Annotated in this window: 18 protein-coding genes; 9 read left to right on the top strand and 9 right to left on the bottom strand. The window is 46.9% G+C overall.

The window, feature by feature from the left end:
• Nucleotides 1–13 precede the first annotated feature (13 nt).
• Complete coding sequence (purD, locus tag IRJ16_RS05535; RefSeq protein ID WP_194110532.1) at nt 14–1,288, top strand: phosphoribosylamine--glycine ligase; 1,275 nt, start codon at nt 14–16, stop codon at nt 1,286–1,288.
• 22 nt (nt 1,289–1,310) lie between these two features.
• Here the strand turns inward: purD and IRJ16_RS05530 are convergent, their stop codons facing one another.
• From IRJ16_RS05530 to IRJ16_RS05510, 5 genes are all read right to left on the bottom strand, one after another.
• Nucleotides 1,311–2,372, bottom strand: coding sequence for a beta-ketoacyl synthase chain length factor (locus IRJ16_RS05530; protein WP_194110531.1), 1,062 nt, complete (start codon nt 2,370–2,372; stop codon nt 1,311–1,313).
• On the bottom strand, nt 2,372–3,571 hold the full coding sequence (locus IRJ16_RS05525; protein WP_194110530.1) for a beta-ketoacyl-[acyl-carrier-protein] synthase family protein: 1,200 nt from the start codon (nt 3,569–3,571) through the stop codon (nt 2,372–2,374). The genes IRJ16_RS05530 and IRJ16_RS05525 overlap by 1 nt, the downstream gene beginning before the upstream one ends.
• Before the next feature lie 118 nt (nt 3,572–3,689).
• Complete coding sequence (locus IRJ16_RS05520) at nt 3,690–4,289, bottom strand: beta-ketoacyl-[acyl-carrier-protein] synthase family protein (protein ID WP_194110529.1); 600 nt, start codon at nt 4,287–4,289, stop codon at nt 3,690–3,692.
• A 1-nt stretch (nt 4,290) separates the two neighbouring features.
• The gene (locus IRJ16_RS05515) at nt 4,291–5,439 is read right to left on the bottom strand and encodes a beta-ketoacyl-[acyl-carrier-protein] synthase family protein (RefSeq protein ID WP_228079878.1); all 1,149 of its coding nucleotides are present in this window, start codon (nt 5,437–5,439) and stop codon (nt 4,291–4,293) included.
• A gap of 12 nt (nt 5,440–5,451) precedes the next feature.
• On the bottom strand, nt 5,452–6,996 hold the full coding sequence (locus IRJ16_RS05510) for an HAL/PAL/TAL family ammonia-lyase (protein ID WP_194110528.1): 1,545 nt from the start codon (nt 6,994–6,996) through the stop codon (nt 5,452–5,454).
• Between the two features lie 177 nt (nt 6,997–7,173).
• Between IRJ16_RS05510 and IRJ16_RS05505 the strand changes: the two genes are divergently transcribed.
• Both IRJ16_RS05505 and IRJ16_RS05500 read left to right on the top strand, forming a co-directional pair.
• Nucleotides 7,174–9,057 (top strand): GxGYxYP domain-containing protein, encoded by a 1,884-nt coding sequence (locus IRJ16_RS05505; RefSeq protein WP_194110527.1) that lies wholly within the window; start codon nt 7,174–7,176, stop codon nt 9,055–9,057.
• Nucleotides 9,058–9,117: 60 nt separating this feature from the next.
• Entirely contained in the window at nt 9,118–10,281 is a 1,164-nt protein-coding gene (locus tag IRJ16_RS05500) for an aspartyl protease family protein (RefSeq protein WP_194110526.1), read from the top strand.
• Between the two features lie 30 nt (nt 10,282–10,311).
• On the opposite strand, the gene IRJ16_RS05495 is transcribed toward IRJ16_RS05500, so the two are convergent.
• The 4 genes from IRJ16_RS05495 to IRJ16_RS05480 all read right to left on the bottom strand — a co-directional run bounded on the left by IRJ16_RS05495 (nt 10,312) and on the right by IRJ16_RS05480 (nt 13,254).
• Entirely contained in the window at nt 10,312–10,959 is a 648-nt protein-coding gene (locus tag IRJ16_RS05495) for an HD domain-containing protein (protein WP_394355213.1), read from the bottom strand.
• A gap of 46 nt (nt 10,960–11,005) precedes the next feature.
• Entirely contained in the window at nt 11,006–11,263 is a 258-nt protein-coding gene (locus IRJ16_RS05490; RefSeq protein WP_194110524.1) for a helix-turn-helix domain-containing protein, read from the bottom strand.
• Nucleotides 11,264–11,438: 175 nt separating this feature from the next.
• Nucleotides 11,439–12,074 (bottom strand): hypothetical protein, encoded by a 636-nt coding sequence (locus tag IRJ16_RS05485; RefSeq protein ID WP_194110523.1) that lies wholly within the window; start codon nt 12,072–12,074, stop codon nt 11,439–11,441.
• A 4-nt stretch (nt 12,075–12,078) separates the two neighbouring features.
• A complete protein-coding gene (locus IRJ16_RS05480) occupies nt 12,079–13,254 on the bottom strand; it encodes a THUMP domain-containing class I SAM-dependent RNA methyltransferase (RefSeq protein ID WP_194110522.1) in 1,176 nt (391 codons plus the stop codon).
• Nucleotides 13,255–13,336: 82 nt separating this feature from the next.
• Here IRJ16_RS05480 and IRJ16_RS05475 point away from each other — a divergent pair, with 82 nt between their 5' ends.
• From IRJ16_RS05475 to lipA, 6 genes are all read left to right on the top strand, one after another.
• Nucleotides 13,337–13,699 carry a DUF3127 domain-containing protein gene (locus IRJ16_RS05475; protein WP_194110521.1) on the top strand — a complete coding sequence of 121 codons (363 nt, stop codon included), beginning with the start codon at nt 13,337–13,339 and terminating at the stop codon, nt 13,697–13,699.
• A gap of 169 nt (nt 13,700–13,868) precedes the next feature.
• Nucleotides 13,869–16,229, top strand: coding sequence for an ABC transporter permease (locus tag IRJ16_RS05470; RefSeq protein ID WP_194110520.1), 2,361 nt, complete (start codon nt 13,869–13,871; stop codon nt 16,227–16,229).
• Nucleotides 16,230–16,422: 193 nt separating this feature from the next.
• The gene (locus IRJ16_RS05465; RefSeq protein ID WP_194110519.1) at nt 16,423–17,994 is read left to right on the top strand and encodes an ATP-binding protein; all 1,572 of its coding nucleotides are present in this window, start codon (nt 16,423–16,425) and stop codon (nt 17,992–17,994) included.
• A 42-nt stretch (nt 17,995–18,036) separates the two neighbouring features.
• A complete protein-coding gene (locus tag IRJ16_RS05460) occupies nt 18,037–18,699 on the top strand; it encodes a hypothetical protein (RefSeq protein ID WP_194110518.1) in 663 nt (220 codons plus the stop codon).
• A gap of 121 nt (nt 18,700–18,820) precedes the next feature.
• Nucleotides 18,821–19,936 carry a GAF domain-containing protein gene (locus IRJ16_RS05455; RefSeq protein ID WP_194110517.1) on the top strand — a complete coding sequence of 372 codons (1,116 nt, stop codon included), beginning with the start codon at nt 18,821–18,823 and terminating at the stop codon, nt 19,934–19,936.
• A gap of 188 nt (nt 19,937–20,124) precedes the next feature.
• A complete protein-coding gene (gene lipA, locus IRJ16_RS05450) occupies nt 20,125–21,003 on the top strand; it encodes a lipoyl synthase (RefSeq protein WP_194110516.1) in 879 nt (292 codons plus the stop codon).
• The last annotated feature ends 26 nt before the right edge of the window (nt 21,004–21,029 follow it).

Raw genomic sequence — 21,029 nt, 5'->3', positions numbered from 1 at the left:
CTTTGCCCTCACTATGAATATCCTGATCCTCGGTTCGGGCGGAAGGGAAAGCGCCTTCGCCTGGAAGATAGCCCAAAGCCCAAAATGTGATAAGCTTTTTATTGCCCCGGGCAATGCCGGTACACACCAATATGGAACGACCGTAAACATTAAGGTTACCGACTTTGCGGCTATCAAACAATTGGTTATCGACCATGCTATCGATCTGGTATTGGTAGGTCCTGAGGAACCGTTGGTAAAAGGTGTTCATGATTTCTTTTTGGCCGATGACGCTATTAAGCACGTTCCTGTTATCGGTCCGCAGGCCGAGGGTGCGCAGTTAGAAGGTAGCAAGGATTACAGCAAACAGTTTATGCAACGCCATAATATCCCTACTGCTGCTTCGGCTACATTCACTAAAGATACTTTGCAGGATGGCTTGACCTACCTGGAAACAGCGGGTCTGCCGATCGTATTAAAAGCCGACGGCCTTGCCGCCGGTAAAGGTGTACTGATCTGCACCACCTTAAACGAAGCCAAATACGAACTGAACGAGATGCTTGCCGAAGCCAAATTTGGCGATGCCAGCAGCAAGGTAGTGATAGAGCAATTTTTAAAGGGTATTGAGCTTTCGGTGTTTGTGATGACCGACGGCGAACACTATAAAATATTACCCGAAGCCAAGGATTACAAACGCATAGGCGAAGGCGATACAGGTTTGAATACCGGCGGTATGGGCTCGGTCTCTCCGGTGCCATTTGCTGATGCCGATTTCCTGAAAAAGGTTGAGGACCGCATCGTTATCCCTACTGTGGAAGGTCTAAAAAAAGAGGGCATCCCATACAAAGGTTTCATCTTTATCGGCCTGATGAATGATGGCGGTGATCCATACACCATCGAGTACAACGCCCGTATGGGTGACCCCGAGACCGAGAGCGTAATGATGCGCATCGAAAGCGATTTTGTGGATCTATTACAAGGCGTAGCCGAAGGCAACCTGCACGAGAAAGAATTAGTGATATCGCCAAAAACTGCCGTTACCGTAGTATGCGTAGCTGGCGGTTATCCCGGCGATTATATGAAAGGCGACGTGATCACCGGTATGGATAACGTGCGCGGATCTCAGGTTTTCCAGGCGGGGACCGCTTTACAGGGCGAGGACGTAATTACCGCCGGTGGCCGTGTATTAATGGTGACCACCTTGCAGGATAACATGTTCGATGCATTGCAACAAGCTACCGCCGATGCCAGCCGTATCTATTACGATGGTAAGGTTTTCCGAAAAGATATCGGGTTCGATCTACTGTAATTCACAGCAGGTCGCTATTTGATCAGCAGGCCGATACCAGCATCAGGGAATGATACCTGTTTTGGTATCGGTTATAGATCAGCACTTTTTTAGGTGCGGGTATTTTGCGTTGGTCCTCTAATAAAACAGTAGGCACTATTTGTTTGCCGATGATATTTGCCGCCACCCAAAGGGCAAAACCCGATGAGGTGGGATACTCACCACTCAGGTGTTTATAGTTGACACATTCGGTATTTTGGAATAGACCAACTTTTAGTTTATCATAAGGCGCATCATTGTTAATGTCGCCATTTTTGCCGGTGATCACCAGATCAATATCGTCAATGGTAAGACCATTCTCTGCTAAAAACTTAGTGATAGCAGGTGCCGGGTCTAAAGTTGTATCCTGATCAAAGAATGTTTTTAATGCGGTCAGTTCGGCAAGTACATCGCCAGGCTTATCGCTCAATACAAAAAAGCTTGCGCCTTCGCTGCCGATGGTCCCTTTAGACTTTTCTTTGAACAGATACAGATTCGATATTTCCTTACGCTTGTACAGCCCCAAACGGGTAAGTACTTTATAGCTGACATCCACCATTTCATCAATACCGCCAACTAAAACATCTCTCGCCTCACCCTCGTTAATAAGCATCAAAGCGTCCAACACAGCGTTTTCGAAAGACACGCCTTTATGCACAAACGTATTGTTATAGTTATGGCATTTAAGCGATAGAGCGATCTGTGCCGCCACGGTATTGTGCGTAGACTGGATAAATGCCGTTGGCGACAGCATCTCTTCCTGCATCTCCACAATGCGGGTCAGGAAAGAGACCGTATCCTCCATAATGCCCATCGCGGTTCCGGTGATGATCGCGTCTGGTTGATCCAGTTTAGCTTGTTGTAAACAATCCAAAGCGGTAGCCAATCCCATCTTGATGACGTGGCTCATCCGGCGGATCAGTTTAGGATCGATGTAGGCTTTATAGTCAGGCTCGATAGGTTTTAACCAATTGCCTGTGTACTCAACGATGTTGGTCAGGAAAGGCTGGTCACCAAAAGTATGTTGGGCCGATATGGCAGAAGCGGAACGAATGTAAGCCTTCATTATATCTTAGAGAAAATTAATGATGTACAATTACCGCCAAAACCGAACGAATTGGACATGACGTGGTTCACTTGCTGCCCCTCCAGATATTTGGTGACCGGCGCAAAAGGCAGGTCTTCCATCTGTGTTTGGAAACGGAGATTAGGACAAATGATCTTATTTTTGATAGCCAGCGCGCTAAACACCGCTTCTACGCCACCGCTACCACCAAGCGTATGCCCGGTAAAGGATTTGGTAGAACTCAACGGCGGATACTCCGGCCCGAACAAGCGTTTGATGGCTGTCCCCTCAGCGCCATCATTATTAGGCGTACCAGTACCGTGTACGTTGATGTAGTCTATGTCCGATGTTTGAAGACCGGCTCTTTTCAACGCGCCCTGCATCGCCATGTAAGATCCTGTACCGTCCGGCGATGATGCCGTTTGATGGTAAGCGTCGTTACTGTTTTGATAGCCGCTAAGCAGGCAGTATGGTTCTTTATTCAAAGTCGCCACTACTGCGTCTGAAACCAGCACAACGTAACCCGCACCCTCCCCTAAATTCAATCCTTCACGGTTCTGGTCAAAGGGTTTGCAAAATTCCTTGTCCAGGATCATCAGCGTATTAAACCCATTGAGCGTAAACTTGGTCAGCGAATCGGCGCCGCCGGCAACGATCACGTCAGCCAGTCCATTCCGGATCAGCCTCGCACCGTAAAATATAGCATTAGCCGATGATGAACAGGCTGTGCTGATGGTGGTCATCAGGTCTGTGAGACCAAGCTCAACGGCAACGGCTTCGGTAATGCTACCACACTCGTGGTCGTACACGTTCTTTAGTTTACCCTTATTGTTATCAGCTAAAAAGTCTATAAAAAAATCTTCGCTGCGGTCCATGCCACCAACGGTGTTGGCCGATACAAAACCGGTTCGCAAGTTCTTCAGGTCGGGGATCGCCGCATCGGCAATGGCCTCTTTTGCAGCTACTAAACTCAACAAGGTTGTCCTGCTGGTCTCAGGCGGCATGCCGGTAAGGTCGCGAAGTTCAGTGTTACTCAACTTCACCTCAGCAACGGGCAAATTACCTTTATGGATGCTATCAAAAAGGGTGATATCGCCCATACCTGCCTGTTCATTTTTGAACGCGACGAGGTGGTCGGCCACATTGTTACCAATTGCTGATATTACTCCTAAACCTGCTATGTAAACCGGTGCGCTCATATTAAACCAATTGTTATCCTGAGGAACGAAGGACCTTCACCACACCGCTTAGCGAACCTGCTTATTCGAAAAGCATATTGAAGAAGGTCCTTCGTTCCTCAGGATGACAAACTTTTATTTATTTCATTTGATCTGCCGCAAACTCCACGGCATTATCCTTTTTAATTTTCTCTACTAAATACAACTTAGCCTCGTAGGCCTGTCCCAAAACATCTACCCAGCCGCAAATACAGGCTTGCAGGATGTTCTGATCCAATAATTGGTCAACCTGCCCCTGGATAAATTCCGCATCAAACTTTGGTTGTACAAAAAAAGCATTTTCTCCTTTAAAATGATGACGGATACAGATCTCGCCGGCTACGATATTGGGCAGCGTGTAAACGAACAGCGAGGGACTTGGCACATCGCTGATGCTATCGTAATACTTCAGATCCATATCCAGACTGGAGTTGGCATTGGCCAGCACCGTGCCCACCTGCTCGGGTTGATAATAGGCGCTGTCAAAATTTTGTAACAGCAATTCGGCAGCCAACCAGCCCAGTTTGCTTAACCTGTCCATCTTATGAAACTTTGGGTAGCTGAGCTGAAAATGCTGATAGACCGACAGCAAAAAACTATCCACCCCACTGTTATCGCCCGCAAAAGACTGTTCCCCATTTAGGGTGACGGTATCATTGCTGATGATGCAAGCGCTGGTAATATATTTAGGTGCCGACATATTACTTGCTAAAAACCATTGCTGCATTACAACCCCCAAAACCCGATGCGGTTTTGAGCGCATGCGTAATATTTGTATTCGTCAATTCAGTCACCACATTTACTGTTTGGGTCACGCCACTTTCTGTATAACCAAGGCTTGAGAATATTTGTCCGGTCTTAATGGCGTGTATGGCAATGATCGACTCGATCAATCCCGCCGCACCAAGTGTGTGACCATAATAAGGTTTTAAACTATTCAGCGGTACGCGTTGCAAACCCGCGAAGTTGATCGCGTTGGCTTCCATCTCGTCATTATAATTAGTAGCCGTGCCATGGGCGGAAATGTAGCCGATATCGTTAGATGCAATACCCGCATCCAGCAATGCTTTCTTAATAGCAAAACCCAACTCATGCCCTGTACGTGACGGACCAGAGATGTGATTAGCATCGTTACTGATCGCTCCGCTGCTCACTTTCACATCGCTATCACTCAGTTTATTTTTTGACAGGATGACGGTAGCGGCGCCTTCACCCAAATTCAGGCCGGCGCGGTCTTTATCGAATGGTTTGCAAACCTCGGCACTTAATGCCTGGAATGACTTGAAGCCCGAGTACACAAATTTAGAAATGACATCCGCCCCGGTAACGATCACCTGATCATATTGTCCCGATCTGATCATTCTTAAACCTGTAAGGATAGCCATCACGCCCGAAATGCAGGCATTGGATAGTACCACCGGTTTAGCTTTGATTCTAAAACAATCGGCAACGATCTGTGCTGAAGTATGCAGAGCAATGCGTTGATTCAGTTCGTCGTTATGCGCCTCGGTCTCCAGCAGATCGATATTGCCTTTGGTGGATGATATAATTAGACCCGTCTTTTCGTTTAGGAAATTTTCGCCTAAACCACTTAACGCATCTGTTATAGATGAAACTAATAGACTTTCAAATCTTGTATAACTTTTGTCGATGACCTTAATCTGCTCGTCATCGAACAGCGAGGCAACAAAACTTTCGTTCGAAATAGCGGGTCGACTTTGAGCCTTAACTCCCGAAACGCCGGTTTGTAATGATGCTAAATTCTCGACCGTAGTGCTCCCAATGGGCGACAGGATATTGTCGGCCACCACATAAACATCGGGGATGATATCCGGAGCATTTGCCATCATTAAGCTATCAATTTAGAAAGGGATCACAAGGTCCGCGTTCTCTAAATGGTCTTTTACGGCTTTTGTTTGCTTATATCTTGGCGCGTCCTCCACAAATTTAGGGAAGATGGCCCTAAAGGTCTCGTAAACCTTGTGCGATGCTGATGACAGTTTCTCCTGGCAACCTAAATAATCGATGGCTTGCAGGATGGTCACCATTTGGATAGCCAACACCTCGAACGAATTATCGATCACTTTTTTAGCGATCAGCGCCGCGTTGGTACCCATGCTCACAATATCTTGGTTATCGTTATTGTTAGGGATGCTATGCACATACATCGGGAACGACAAGGTTTGGTTCTCGGCCACAGTAGATACCGCGGTGAACTGCATCCCCTGTACGCCGAAATTGAAGCCAAGCACACCCAAATTCACAAATGGCGGGAACTTACCGTTCAGCTTACTGTTCAGCATGTAATTCAGTTGACGCTCAGATAGCATCGATAATTTAGTGATCGCTATCTTCAACTTATCCATTTCCAGCGACACGTAATCGCCATGGAAGTTACCACCATGGAAGATATTCTCGTTCACATGGTCGATTACCGGGTTATCATTAACCGAGTTTATCTCGTTCACCACCACTTCCTGCGCGTAGTTGATGGTATCCATGATCGGGCCCAAAACCTGCGTTACACAACGTAACGAGTAATATTCTTGCACCTTATCCTCAAACACTTCCTGATCCAGATTGTCGGGATTGTAAAGGTGCTCCGAACGGTCGCGGATCATTTTGCTGTCCTTTAGTACGCCGCGCATCATTTCGGCTATCTTGTTCTGCCCTTTGTGGTGTTTAACGATGTTCAGCTCGTAAGAGTAATGATCATCAAAAGCCTGCACTACCTCGTTGATCATGGCCGATAACATGACAGACCAGCTCAACAGTTTACGTGCACGGATGATGTTCACCATGCCGATACCCGTCATAGCCGAAGTACCGTTGATAATAGCTAAACCCTCGCGGATATGGATGCTCAGCGGCTTAATACCGAACTTATTGAAGATATCCATCGTTGGGTGCAGTTCACCCTTGTAGATCACCTCACCCTCGCCGATCAGTACCAGGCCTAAGTGGGCCAATTGCACCAAGTCGCCGCTGGCGCCTACGCCGCCGTGCTCAAATATGCAAGGCGCTATATCATTATTGATCAGCTGCCGCAATAGTTCTATTACATCGCTATGCACACCAGAGTGCGCTTGCATAAAGCTGTTCAAACGGGCGATCATCAAGGCTTTCACCAATAGCGCGTCCATCATATTACCGCTGCCCGATGAGTGGCTGCGAATGAGGTTATACTGCAGTTGCAACAGGTTCTCTTCGCTTACCTTATATTGCGCCATCGGCCCAAAACCGGTATTGATACCGTATATCAGCTTGTTGGACGAGAACTGTTTAAGGAAATCGAAATTGGCATTTACCTTATCCAAAGCCGCCGGATCAATGGCAACCTGTTGTTTGTTAAATATAATAGCGGATAGATCGTCGAGAGAAAGCGCGCTTTGTCCTATTTGTATCACGGGCGGTGTTCAGTTTTTATGATAGATAATATCGGGGGTTAAAAATAGAAAAAATTTGCGGGTGTTAAGCCATTCGCAGATCTGTGTTAACATCAGCAGGTTTTAATTGTTTTGACGCTTCGCCATGCCTGCTCTACAATTTTCCCTACCTTAGATATCTCCGCATTCACCTGTTATATGAGAAAATATCTTACCACGCTATGCTTACTGATCGCCTGCACTACCTACGCCCAGCGCGGAAAGATAGGTGTGATCGATCTGGAATATACCCTAAAGACCGACCCCAAAACTACCGACGGTGTAAAAACCGCCTGGGATGATGTGCATACCATGGCCACTCTACAGGGCATCGTTAACCGCAAATCGCCCAACCTATATGTGTTTTTGGTAAAGAATGGCTATGCTGACTTGGACCGCTACTGGTGGAACAAGTACCGCGTTAAGGGCGGCTGGTTAAACAAGTACGATACGGTCGTTTACAAAGATGTGGTAGACGTTATCAAAGCCTATCACGGCAAAATAAAAGGCGCGGTGATTTATGATCCGCAGGTGCCGGCCACCAGTAACGTAGCCTCGTCCATTGCCGGGATAGATGAACTGATCGCCGTGCGTTATGATACCTCGCCCAATAGTTTATACTCGCGCATTATTACCGGCGGGCCGAAAGTGCCTGTAATTGTAAATCTGATCAAAAATGATGGTTCATCCATGTTCACCGGAACGGGCAATATTCCGGGGACAGAACGCCGATCCAGCGGATCGGCCAAGAATGACGCTTATCTGTGGTTTTTAGAGAAGTACATGAAGCCCGGTAGATGTAATACCAAATACGGCGCTTACTACATCGATCAGCAATGGATGCAGGGGCCTACCATCACCAACCGCAACCACCATACCCTCACCAATCACGATTTTTTTGTGAGCCGCAAAGGGTTCTTTTTCGACTTGAGTCCGTGGAGTGACGAGGCCGCTACTGATGATCCGACCCAAAAGCCGGGCACGGATCTGAATACGCTAAAAGAATTATTATTGACCGCCTACAACCAAAACAAAGGAAAGGACTATGCCTACCTGGGCGGCTTCCCGCCATGGGCTTATAAGTACACCAAACACGCTAAAGGCAAGCACGAGGATGTGGAGACCGAATGGCAATACGCCAAGATCATTAGTGCCTACAATGCATTTAAAGATGCCGACGCTATTGGCTATGGCGCGCAGGCCAACTCATCTTTTTGGCAGCATTATCCGCTTAAAAAAGAATACAAGCAAGATTGGGTGACCAAAACCGACCTGCAAAAGCGCGGCTACCTGGCCGCCGACGGCAAGGTTGATTTTAAAGGGCGCAACTTTATGATTTTTTACGTAGGCGATTACGACGCCGCATCATGGGTAATGCAAACCACGCCAACCCTTTGGGATGATCCCGAACGTGGCAAAGTACCTATGATGTGGTGCATTAGCCCCGTATTGGCTGAGCGTGTACCTATGGCCATTGAGTACCGCCGCTTAAGTGCATCGCCTAAAGACTATTTTGCCGCTGCGGATAACGGTGCCGGTTACTTGATGCCGGGCATGCTGCAAGCCCCGCGACCGATATCGGGCCTGCCCGATGGTTTGGACGCCTGGGCTGAACACAACAAACCTTATTACAAACAATGGGGTTTATCCATCACCGGGTTTATTATTGACGGTGCCGGACCGGGACTGAACCAAAAGGGCTTGGACACTTACGCGCAATTTAGTCCCAACGGCATCGTCCCGCAAAAAACACCATTGACCTTGCTGCATGGTAACATGCCGGTGATCCGTGCCGATGCCGATATTAACCAGGGCGACCCTGCCGAGGCGGCCCGCAATGTTGTGGACCGGGTGAAACATCGTAAGGTGCCTTTCCACTGGTTCCGTAACATCTTGAAAAGTCCGGGTTGGTATGTGAAAGTGGTAGAGGAGGTAAAGAAACTCGATCCAAGTATCGAGCTGTTGGATGCGCCTACCTTTTTTGAACTGTACCGCACTTATCTGAAAGAGAACCCGGACGCGGCGGCAGGGAAGATCAATTAAATTTATAAGCACGGACATTCCCGAATTTATCCAATTTCACGAATTACTTTTTCCATCGACATGAAGTACTTTTTACTATCGATATCAACGCTCATTGGCGCAACTGCTTTTGCCCAAACCAAACTGTCAGTGATCCGCGCTACGTCAAAGTCGGTAGCTATTAACGATGGCGGATATTTGGATAAAGAAGCCTGGACCTTATCGCCGGGAGCACGATCGGATGTTTACACCGCCGAACGAACCCGTCAAACTAAATGGGTAACTTTTTATACCAATATAGATTCCATCCGCATTAAAGTAAAGCCCGGTAGCAAAACCGATTTTGTAATCCTGTTGAACGGAAAAGATTCCTGCTTTACGCGAGTAATTAGTGCTATCCCGGAGCGGGAGCAGGTAAGCTTGACCAAGGCGGATACCATCCCCTTTACACTGATGGCCAATAATGCCATTGCCGTTAAGGGTATCATCGACGGCAAGGACACCATCAACCTGCATTTTGATGCCAGCTCTTTCGATTTTCACCTCACCAAGGATGCCATCCTGAATAAGACCCATCTGCTGGCTGATAAAACTACGCCTAACTACAACCGGTTAAACAAGGCTGTCACTTTAACAACCGGCACCATCACCAGGAATAACCCGCCCCTGCTTGCGACAGGATTGACCGCGCATGGCATGGACGGCCGCCTGGGCTGGAATTTATTTGAAGGCAAAACCCTGAATTTGAATTACGATACCGGCCTAATGATCATCAGTGCACGGCCGCCAAAGAATGTAAAAGGATACACCAAAGTAAAAATGGGTTTCGCGCGGTCGTACCCCTACATCTCCGGTGAGTTTGTGATCAATGGAAAAAAATATAAAGGCAACTTTTTGATGGATACCGGATCGGACCAGGCCGTATTTTTAGATGGCGGCTGGGCCAAACGCACAGGCTTCCCGACCGATAGTTTAAAGCTGATCCGCACCACCAGCGTGAGCGACCCTCGGGGTGTTAAATATGAAAGCAAAATGGTGTCTGCCCATTCGTTTGTATTGGCCGGCTCGACGTTCGCCAATGTGCCTACATTAGTGATGGGTACTAAAAACCCATTAGATATCGAAATGAACTACCTGGGTAACGATCTGTTAAAACGCTTTCACCTCATCTTCGACTTTAAGAACGACTATCTGTACCTGAAGCCGAACAGGCTGATGGAGGAGCGGTTCAAGGAGAACTCCTAAGAGTAATTTTGGAGCGCCGATCCGCTCTCATTACCCTCCGCACTCAAAATAAAATTGCCCCAAATAGGTCAGCATAAAATCGTGCCGTTGCTGGGCCAATTGCTTGCCGGCGTTGGTATTCATTTTATCCTTCAGCAATAGAAGTTTCTCGTAAAAATGATTGATGGTGGGTGCGGTAGAGTTCTTGTATTCCTCCTTGGTCATGTTCAGGTTCACCGGGATCTCGGGGTTGTAGATCTCGCGGTTTTTAAAGCCCCCGTAAGTGAAACAGCGGGCTATACCGATGGCTCCAATGGCATCCAGGCGGTCGGCATCCTGAACGATGCCCATCTCGATAGAGTAAAATTTATGCCCGTCGAAACCGGATTTGAAGGACATATGCTTGATGATCTGCTCCACATGGTTAACCGTAGCATCATCTACACCAATACTTTCTAAATAAACGGCCGCTGTCTTGGGGCCTATCTCTTCGTCGCCGTTATGGAACTTGCTGTCGGCAATATCGTGCAACAGAGCAGCCAACTCTACAACAAGCAGGTCGGCATTTTCATTAGCAGCTATCTTTTTGGCATTTGTCCAAACGCGGTGTATATGCCACCAGTCGTGGCCGCCTTCGGCATCCTTTAGTTTTTGCTGTACAAACGCACAGGTTTGTTCAATAAAGTTCGTGTCGTCCATCATATTCACCGCTTTGCGGCAAATATATACTAATGATCAATAAGCTTTACGTTGCACTTACTAAATGCACGGCTTTGTCTTCGCCAAACATCAGCAGGTCTACCGGGTTCACTTCTAAGATCTGTGCGATCTGGAACAAACGCTCAACAGTGATCTTGGTGTAACCTAATTCGATCTTGCTATAGGCGTTTTGCGAGATGTTCAATTTAACAGCTAAATAATCTTGTGTGTAATCTTTAGATTCACGCACCTTGCGGATGTTTACCGCCACAGACCGGATCTTATTTGCGAGCATATCGTTCATAACAAAGTTTAACGAAAAACACTTACGCAAAAACAGAGTGATCGGATCTTGAAAAATTTATTTTTTTTCTTGAAACGATAGTACATCAAAGATGAGAGATTACAAGGCATTAAAAATCAATCGATTATCGCAGAAAATAAAAATGTGACCAACGTCACATTTTTATTCTTTTTAGCTATACGCCATCTTTTTTAACCGGTTTGGTGGCGGCTGGCTTGGTGCTTGTCGGCTTTTTATCGGTTGTTGCGGCAGGCTTTTTAGCCAGGGGTTTTGCCACTACGGTATCAACAAACGGCGTTACTTTTTCGGTCTTACGCTTTAGCGGCGGATGATAGATATATTTGATCTGCACGGTAGGCAATAAGGACACCGTATTCAGCGGCACCTGATCCTTGGTTGTGATAGGTTGACGGCTGTTATAAAAGTCGAACATCGGCTTGGCCGAAGCCTCTATAGGTCCGTCTAAATTGATCGAGAACGGGATGATAAAATCGTAAGACTTCTCTTTAGCCGGGATGATCCATTTACCGTTAGTACCTTTCATGGCGGCAATCACCGGTTCGGGCAAGCTGGCATCGTCGGCGTAATAAACTACCATTTTAATGATGCTGCCTTTATTATCGGCGGTAAACTTCATGATCACCAAACCATAAGCCCCGCGTTGCTTCATTAGTTCGGTAGCGTTAACGGTATTGGTAAAATAGTCGGCCATAACGCGCTGACCTCCCTGAAAAGGGAAATCCATTTCTTGTTGGGCTTTGGCACTGCTGATGGCCATTATGGCCACCAATAATAATACTAACCTTTTCATTTTTTTATTCTTCTTGCTTAGGCTCGCGTTTGCTGCCATCGTACAGGTCGTACTCAAAAAGGCGGCAATCCAGCTTACCGTTGTAAAACTCTATCCTTCGTGCAGGGCGCAGACCGATCTTTTTTGCCAGGTCGGCATTGCCCGTAAATATATAACCACTATAACCTTTGCATTGCTGCTTCATGTAATCACCAATGCGTTTGTAGGTGATCTCCAGCTTGGTATGCACACCTAAACGCTCGCCATATTCGGGGTTGAACATTACCACTCCCGGTTGCTCAGGCACTTCGGTTTCGGCAAAATCACAAACGGCAAAATCTATCAAATGTTCTACACCGGCGGTATTGGCATTTTTGCGGGCGATGCTTACGGCGTCTTCAGAAATATCGGTAGCGATGATCTTAAAACCGGTCTCTTTTTTAGCGCGGTCCTTCAGTTTACGGCGCTCCACAAAAAACACCTGCTCGTCATAACCCATCACGTGCATAAAACCATAATTCATACGGAACAGGCCCGGGCGTTTATCGGTCGCCAATAAAGCGGCCTCGATAGCCAACGTGCCGGATCCACACATCGGGTTAATGAACGGACTTGCCATATCCCATTTGGTAGCCATAATGGTTGATGCTGCTAAAGCCTCTAACATAGGCGCTTTGCCCGGGATCTTACGGTAGCTGTGTTTAGCTAAAGTTTCGCCGCTGGTATCAATAAAAATGTCGGCCTTATCTTCTTGCCAGTATAAGTGCACAACGGTCTTGTTCAGTTCCGGACCGGAATTTGGGCGGATACCTTTTTTATCTTTAATACGGTCAACTATCGCATCCTTCACTTTCACGTTAGCAAAAAGCGGGGTCAGGATGTGCTCGTTATTCACATTACTGGTTACCGAAAAGTAGCCGGTAAAATCGATCAGATCTTCCCAGGGTATCTCTACCAACTGTTCGTAGAGTTCTTTAGGGTTGGCCGCGTGGAAGCTCTTTAAAAGGTACAACACCTGGCTCGCCGTGCGCAAATTCAGGTTAAGCGGGATGGTATCATTAATAGTGCCTTGTAACTCAACGCCGGTCTGGAAAACGCGGGTGGGTTTATAACCTAACTCCACCACTTCTTTTTCGAGATATGGCGAAAGCCTTTTGTTACAGGTTATTACTATTTTACTTTCGGTGTGGAAAACTTGCATAATCAGCTGGCAAAATTACGCATATTAAACTGGTGTTTTTTACGATACATCTGCTAACTTTACATTTTTAATTATAAGCACAATGGAGATAAAAGGCAAAGTATATGAAGTATCGGCTACTCAACAAGTTACCGACTCGTTAAAGAAAAGAGAATTGATCATTGAATACATAGAGAACCCACAGTATCCTGAATACTTGAAGTTCGAGGCTATCCAAGATCGCACTGCCTTAATGGATACTGTGAAAGTTGGCGACGACGTTGAGGTTTTCTTTAACCTGAAAGGCCGTAAATGGACCGACAAAATGGGTAAAGTGGTTTACTTTAACACTTTACAATTATGGAAACTGAACGTATTAAGCGGTGCAGGCGCGGCCAGCACTCCGGAGTACGCTCCACCGGTTGATATCAGCTCGGCACCTGACGACGACGATCTGCCGTTCTAAAAAGCCCCACCCTGCCCTCCCCTAAAGTGATGGGCTAAGATAAAACACAAAGCACGCTTGATGACAGGCGTGCTTTTGTGTTTTTAGGGCGCCCGTATTTGTTAAACTATGTTAATCCCGTTGCCCATCAGCTTAATGTTGACTAATATCGCCTAACAAAACCATCACTATGTTAAAAAACTACCTAAAACTGGCCTGGCGCAATATCTTAAAGAACAGGTTCTATTCTATAGTTAATATCCTCGGCTTATCTGTGGGCATTGCTTTTACGTTGTTGGTAGCAGGCTACATATGGGCCGAAGTACAAGTGAACCGCAACCTGCGTAATGCCGATAACCAATATACTTTAGATATTACTATAGGCGAGTTACCACGTGCGCTGAAAGAGAACTTTCCGGAACAAGTGGTCAACTATTATCGCTGGGATGGTATTGGCACGATCGTAAGCAGGGGCGATAAACACTTTACCGAAAATTTGCAGATCGGCGATACTACATTACTAAGCATGTTCGGGTTTAAGCTAATGCACGGTAACGCGAGTGCCGCGTTTAAAGATCCCTTCAATGTTGTGATAACGCCAAAGGTTGCGCTAAAATACTTTGGCACTACCGATGTTGTCGGCCAAACCCTGACTATTGCTAACTTCAACGGTCAGACCCATCCGTTCACTGTGGGAGGGGTGTTAGATAACCTACCTAAAAACTCGGTGACCGATATGTTCGTCGATGGCAGGGGCGATATTTTCATGTCTACCGGTGCAACCCAATTTATGGAGCGTACCACCAACGGTTGGAATAACCCCAACATAGCCAGTTATATAGAACTCAAACCCGGCGTTGACCCTAAGTTTTTTGATATACCTATGCAAAAGCTGATCAAAAAGAATTCTGATCCGCAAATTGCAGCCACCGCGCGGCCATATCTTATCCCCTTAAAAAGTTATTACTTGAATGGCACTAAGCGCATGCTTTACACACTATCCTACGTTGGCCTGTTTATTTTACTGATGGCGGTGATCAATTATGTAAACATGTGTGTAAGCCGTTCATCCAACCGGTTAAAAGAAATGGGCATCCGCAAAGTCTTGGGCGGCATGCGCGGTCAGCTGATCAGGCAATTTTTAGCCGAGTCTGTCGTGCTGGTTTTAATTTCGACGGTGGTGGCCCTGATATTTTATCTTATTGCGCGCCCGTTCTTCAGCAATATGCTCAACAGCGAGATGGTAGGCTTTTTTTCGTATCCTTGGTACATTTATCTGATACCTTTTTCCTTTGCCATACTGGTGGGCCTACTGGCCGGTATCTACCCTGCGCTTGTGCTTACCGCGCTGCGATCGGTAGATGCGCTTAAAGGCAAATTAGCTACCGTTAACGAAAAGGTATTTGTCCGTAAGTCGTTAGTGGCATTCCAATTCGGCACAGCGCTGGTGGTGTTAAGCAGCGCTTTGGTCATCTCGCAGCAGATAAGCCTATTCTTTGGTAAAGATCTGGGATATAATAAAGACCTGCTGATCTATGCCAAGCCCCCCCGTTATTGGTCTGGCGAAGGTGTTATGAAAATGGAAGCTATTCGTGACAGGTTGATACAGAGTCCTGATATCAGCGACCTTACCTTGTCTTATTCCATATCCGACGGGCGCGTGTATGGCTCTGTCAACGTATTTAAACACGGCGCAGATTCTACCAAAGCTATAGCAGTAGACCCTATTGTTTGCGACGGCCATTACGCGTCAACTTATGGCATCAAGCTTGTAGCTGGCACTTTCTTAAATGCGACTTACAAACAAGGCGACGAATTAAGGGTAGTGATCAACCAAAGCCAAGCCAAAGCACTGGGCTGGTCCGACCCTAAAAAAGCCGTAGGCCAACAGATCCGCGTTACCGAATATCAATCGGTACTGACCATATGCGGAGTAACGGCCGACCATCAATTTGGATCGATGCAGGCCGTTACCCCATCTATCATATTTGTAAACCAGCGCTATGTTAACCTCTACCGTTACTTCACCATCAAACTGCGCACGGGCAACCTGCAGCAACGCATAGCCTCGGTACAAAAGCTGTGGGATTGGGAAATGCCTGGCACCCCGTTCGAATATCAATTTATTGATGATGCCCTGGCCAAAATGTACCGCGAGGAATTGCGCCTGCAAAAAGCGGCCTACACCGCAACTGTGTTAGCGGTGATCATTGTGCTGTTGGGTGTCATCGGCCTGGTATCGCAAAGTGTACAGAAACGTACAAAAGAGATCGGTATCCGTAAAGTATTAGGCTCATCGGCCATGGGCATAAGTAGCTTGTTCTTAAAAGATATTTTAACGGTGGTTGCCATTGCCGGAGTGTTAGCTTGCCCCATCGCCTGGGCGCTAATGCACAATTGGCTTGCCGACTATGCTAAAAAAATAACACTATCGCCCGGTCCGTTCTTACTGGCTGTTGCCGGCCTTAGCTTGCTTACGGGTGGCATCATCATTTTACAAACCATTAAAGTGGCTTTATCCCGACCGGCGGATAGTTTACGCAGCGAATAACCTCAACTTTATATTCAACGGGGGTATCTGCAGGGCTAAGCTTCTGTATGATACCCTCGTTTTTGTTTTACACATCTGCTAAAGCCCGATATTTGTTCGCACCGCCGTAAAACTATTTTCGGTTGCTATGCGTTAAAATAGATCTGTAAATTGTATAGCTTAGTCCCGTTAAACAAACATCTGCCACTTTATTATGTCGCTATCTGATAACCCGCGTTCCGTTGCCCTTAGATATTTAGAAGGTGGTGGAGAAATGGGCCGGCTGACCCGCGAATATAACTGGCAGGCAACATCATTAGGCCCGCCCGAAGAGTGGCCGCGCAGTTTGCTTACTACGGTCAGTTTGATACTGAATTCTAAATTCCCCATGTTCTTATTTTGGGGGCCGGATCTTATCCAGTTCTACAACGATGCCTATCGGCCAAGCTTAGGCAATAACGGCAAACACCCTACGGCCTTAGGTCAGCGCGCAGTAGATTGCTGGCCCGAGATATGGCCTTTCATTAAACCGATAATTGACAATGTGATGATTGGCGGCGAAGCCAGTTGGAACGAGGATCAGCTATTGCCCATCTATCGCAATAATAAATTAGAGGATGTTTACTGGACCTTTAGCTACAGCAAAGCACGGGGAGACGACGGCGAGACCGCAGGTGTTTTAGTGACCTGCAGCGAGACCACCGATAAGATATCATCATATAACACCCTTAAATCAGCTAAACGCGATCTGGAATTAGCCATTGAGGCCGCCGAACTGGCCACCTGGGATCTTGACCCCAAAACCCAAAAATTTGTTGGTAACGACAGGCTAAAAATCTGGTTCGGGTTGGATCCGGCAGATGAGATCGCGCTGACCGATGCCTTAGAAGCTATTATAGAACCCGACCGGGAACAGGTTGCCAAAGCAATAGCTGATGCCATGAAAAAGGGATCGGACGGCAATTATTCGGCGGTCTATACTATCATCAGCAAAAAAGATGGCGAGCAGCGGGTGGTTAAAGCAAGTGGCAAGGCGGTCTTCGGTGAAGATGGCGAAGCCTACCGCCTGAGCGGCATTTTGCAGGACGTCACCGACGATTACCAAATGCAGCAACGTAAAGACGAATTCATAAGCGTGGCTAGCCACGAGTTGAAGACGCCGATCACTACGCTGAACGCGTCGATGCAGTTATTGCAGAAATTGGTGAAGACCGACCCGGCATCTGTTAAAATCCCATTCTTTGTAGATAAGGCCAACGGCAGTCTGCAAAAATTGGTGAGCTTGTTGGATGATCTTTTGAACGTTACCCGCATACAACAAGGCCAGTTGGCTTTAAACAAGACTATGTTCAACCTGCCCGAGTTGGTGAGCGATTGTAGCGAACACGTCCGCATGGATGGCAACCTGGAGATAAATATTACCGGTGATAAAGAACTGATGATCTATGCCGATTACCGTCGCATAGATCAGGTTTTGGTCAATCTGGTGAACAACGCCGTGAAATACGCGCCGCGCTCTAAGCAGATAGATCTGCATATTAGTCACGATGACGAATTTGCCACCGTATCGGTGAAAGATTACGGTATAGGTATCAATCCGGAAAAATTACCGCACTTGTTTGATAGGTATTACCGGGTAGATGCGCTGGGTCACCAGTTCTCCGGTTTAGGATTGGGGTTGTACATCTGCTCGGAGATCATTACCCGCCACGGCGGCAAGATCGGCGTTGAGAGCGAGTGGGGCGAAGGCAGCAAATTTTGGTTCACTATACCTATCAACGGATAGTACTATCCGGCATCAGTATAAAAACCTTACTTTTGCACCACCATGAAAAACAGTTTGATCATTACCTTACTTGCCGCTACTTTAGCTTTAACTACCGCTTGCGGTAACAAGCAAACCGAAGGAACACTTACTTACGAACTTGACTATCAATTACCCGACAGCCTGAAAAGCTTTGCAGCCTTTCTACCAAAAAGCGCTATCCTGCATTTTAAAGGCGACTCGGCCGTTACCATACAAGGCAGCGAGGAAGAATCGACAACGATGATCACCTATCATCCGACCGACTATTTGGTCGGCCTGTTCAAGTCGGGTCCATTAAAGCGTTTTCAGGTGCAATTTGGTAAAGAGGAGCAAAAGATGGAACTGCCTGATCTTTCGGGCTTCGAATTCACTAAAGGCACTGCTACTAAAACCGTTGCGGGTTACAAAGCCGATCAATACATTGTAAAAGATAAAGTCACGGGCGATACCACCAGCGCCTGGTTCACGCATGACCTTAAAGTGCCTGCCAATTTTATCAGCATGGTGTTCAACCCCGAGTTGGGCACCCCGGTGGAATTTAGCCTGAACCAGAACGGTATGATCACCACCACCAAACTAAAAGAGGTTAAATTAGAAACCGTCCCTGCGGGTATATTTACAGCCCCTGCCGGTTTCATTAAGCTTACCCCGCAACAATTGCGCGAGATGCCTGTTGAAAATTAAGTTGTTATCGCAAAAGATAAACGCTATCTTACAAACAGCATTTTTAAGAAAAACATACTATAAGCAAACCGCAACACGTATATACAACGTATATGTGTTTGCTTAAACACGTTGACACGCCATGACGGACCCCCGGCTAAAGGAAGTTTCGCGCTATATTGATATTGACCTGCAGAACGATGCCGAACTGCAACAGGTGCTTGAATTAGCCTCGGTTTTTTGTAAAGTGCCGGTAGTATTGGTGACATTGCTTGATGCCGAAACCCTACATTTTAAAGCCCGCAAAGGCTTAGATATGGATACCCTAACCTGCGACCAATACTTTTGCAGCTACACCATCCGCCAGGCCGGGCTGATGATCGTTCCCGATACCCTTACCGACGACCGCTTTAAAGATTCGCCCTTAGTGGTGAACGGGCAGGTGATCCGCTTTTATGCAGGGGCACCACTTATTACCAGTAATGGTTTGGCATTGGGCAGCCTTTGCATACTGGATGTAGAACCGCATGCTTTAGATGCCACGCAAGAGCTTTTGTTGAAAACGCTGGCCAACCAGGTGACCAAAGCCATGGAGCTATCGGTACGGCTGGCCGAACTGGCCCGCAGCGAGCAGGAGGTTGAAAAACAAAAAGAGATCATTAAAGAAGCCTCTATCCGCTTACGTTCATTCTTTGAAAGTTCGGCAAATTTGCATGTGCTGTTAGGCCGGGGTGGCGAGGTGATAGATTATAATAAAACGGCCTACAGATTTGTAAAGAAGATACATAAGGCTAAAATGAAACGCGGCGATCTGTTGCTGCAATACATCGCACCATCTTTCGTAAGTACCTTTTTGGACCGTTTCCACCAGGCGCTGGATGGGGCAAAAGTGATAGAAGAGGGATCTACCGATTACGGCGATGCCGGGATAGTTTGGTGGGAAGCTTATTTTGATCCGGCTTATAACGACGATGGCGAGATCATTGGCGTATCGTACCTGGTACGTGATGCCACCGAACGGAAAATTAAAGAACAAAAAATATTAGAGCAGAACCGGTCGCTACTAAAGATCGCGCATATCCAGGCTCATGAATACCGCGGCCCCCTAACTACAATTATGGGTTTAATGAATCTCATCAAAGAAGAGAACTACGTTGCACCTTTATCCTATCTTCAATTTATGGAGCAGGCTATAGATATGCTCGACGATAAGATAAGGAATGTACTTAGCAATATCGAAGAAGGGGTGACCAAGTAGTCTAATGGTTCATAGTTTATGGCTGATAGATCATAGCCGGGACACAATATGTTGGATACATCCAAGCTAAACCTACTTTCACTATGAACCATGATCCGTTAACTATGAACTTTCCCGCCAACCTCATCCCAAAGTCAGCTTTTGCTGCTGCATACGCTTGTAAAGTATTTTAGCTAAATTTGCAGACAATGATCGAACTTCCGGTAATACCAGTAAGCCAAACCCAACGCAAGCCTGATTGGCTTCGGGTAAAACTTCCCATCGGGAAAGAATATGCGCATGTACGCAGTTTGGTTGATACCCATAAACTACACACCATTTGCGAGAGCGGCAATTGCCCCAACATGGGCGAGTGCTGGGGCGCAGGTACAGCTACTTTCATGATCTTGGGTAACATTTGTACCCGTTCATGCTCGTTCTGTGCGGTGGCTACCGGGCGCCCGCTGGCTGTAGATATGGAAGAACCGGAGCGTGTAGCATTATCGGTAAAACTAATGCAGGTAAAACACTGCGTAATTACCTCGGTAGATCGTGACGATCTTAAAGATGGCGGCTCCATTATTTGGGCCGAGACCATCAACGCTATTCGTCGCGAAAGCCCAGAAACTACTTTAGAGACCCTACTGCCCGATTTCCGTGGCATTTGGGCTAACCTGGACCGTGTCATCGCCGTACGCCCTGAGGTTGTATCTCACAACCTGGAGACCGTACGCCGCCTTACCCGCGAGGTACGTATCCAGGCAAAATACGATCGCAGCTTAGAGGCATTGAGCCGTATATCGGCTGCCGGCTTGCGTACCAAATCGGGCATTATGCTTGGTCTGGGCGAAAAAGAAGAGGACGTTTTAGAGGCGATGCAAGATCTGCTTAATGCTGGCGTTCATATCCTTACCTTGGGCCAGTACCTGCAACCCACCAAAATGCACCACCCGGTGATAGATTGGATACACCCGGATCAGTTCGCGTTCTACAAAGAAGCAGGCCTGAAGATGGGCTTTAAATATGTAGAAAGTGGTCCGCTGGTGCGATCATCTTACCACGCCGAAAAACATTTGTTTGATTTTTGATATTTCTTGCTAAATTACACCACTAA

The organism is Mucilaginibacter myungsuensis (assembly GCF_015222005.1).
GTDB classification, from domain to species: Bacteria; Bacteroidota; Bacteroidia; order Sphingobacteriales; family Sphingobacteriaceae; genus Mucilaginibacter; species Mucilaginibacter myungsuensis.
This window is presented reverse-complemented; position numbering and strand designations above follow the sequence as displayed.

Coding starts and splice junctions, on each gene's coding strand:
- IRJ16_RS05525 (WP_194110530.1), bottom strand. CDS start 3,571: ATGAGCGCACCGGTTTACATAGCAGGTTTAGGAGTAATATCAGCAATT.
- IRJ16_RS05520 (WP_194110529.1), bottom strand. CDS start 4,289: ATGTCGGCACCTAAATATATTACCAGCGCTTGCATCATCAGCAATGAT.
- IRJ16_RS05465 (WP_194110519.1), top strand. CDS start 16,423: ATGTCGCTATCTGATAACCCGCGTTCCGTTGCCCTTAGATATTTAGAA.
- IRJ16_RS05500 (WP_194110526.1), top strand. CDS start 9,118: ATGAAGTACTTTTTACTATCGATATCAACGCTCATTGGCGCAACTGCT.
- IRJ16_RS05505 (WP_194110527.1), top strand. CDS start 7,174: ATGAGAAAATATCTTACCACGCTATGCTTACTGATCGCCTGCACTACC.
- IRJ16_RS05470 (WP_194110520.1), top strand. CDS start 13,869: ATGTTAAAAAACTACCTAAAACTGGCCTGGCGCAATATCTTAAAGAAC.
- IRJ16_RS05485 (WP_194110523.1), bottom strand. CDS start 12,074: ATGAAAAGGTTAGTATTATTATTGGTGGCCATAATGGCCATCAGCAGT.
- IRJ16_RS05495 (WP_394355213.1), bottom strand. CDS start 10,959: ATGGACGACACGAACTTTATTGAACAAACCTGTGCGTTTGTACAGCAA.
- IRJ16_RS05490 (WP_194110524.1), bottom strand. CDS start 11,263: ATGAACGATATGCTCGCAAATAAGATCCGGTCTGTGGCGGTAAACATC.
- IRJ16_RS05475 (WP_194110521.1), top strand. CDS start 13,337: ATGGAGATAAAAGGCAAAGTATATGAAGTATCGGCTACTCAACAAGTT.
- IRJ16_RS05515 (WP_228079878.1), bottom strand. CDS start 5,439: ATGATGGCAAATGCTCCGGATATCATCCCCGATGTTTATGTGGTGGCC.
- lipA (WP_194110516.1), top strand. CDS start 20,125: ATGATCGAACTTCCGGTAATACCAGTAAGCCAAACCCAACGCAAGCCT.
- IRJ16_RS05455 (WP_194110517.1), top strand. CDS start 18,821: ATGACGGACCCCCGGCTAAAGGAAGTTTCGCGCTATATTGATATTGAC.
- purD (WP_194110532.1), top strand. CDS start 14: ATGAATATCCTGATCCTCGGTTCGGGCGGAAGGGAAAGCGCCTTCGCC.
- IRJ16_RS05530 (WP_194110531.1), bottom strand. CDS start 2,372: ATGAAGGCTTACATTCGTTCCGCTTCTGCCATATCGGCCCAACATACT.
- IRJ16_RS05480 (WP_194110522.1), bottom strand. CDS start 13,254: ATGCAAGTTTTCCACACCGAAAGTAAAATAGTAATAACCTGTAACAAA.
- IRJ16_RS05460 (WP_194110518.1), top strand. CDS start 18,037: ATGAAAAACAGTTTGATCATTACCTTACTTGCCGCTACTTTAGCTTTA.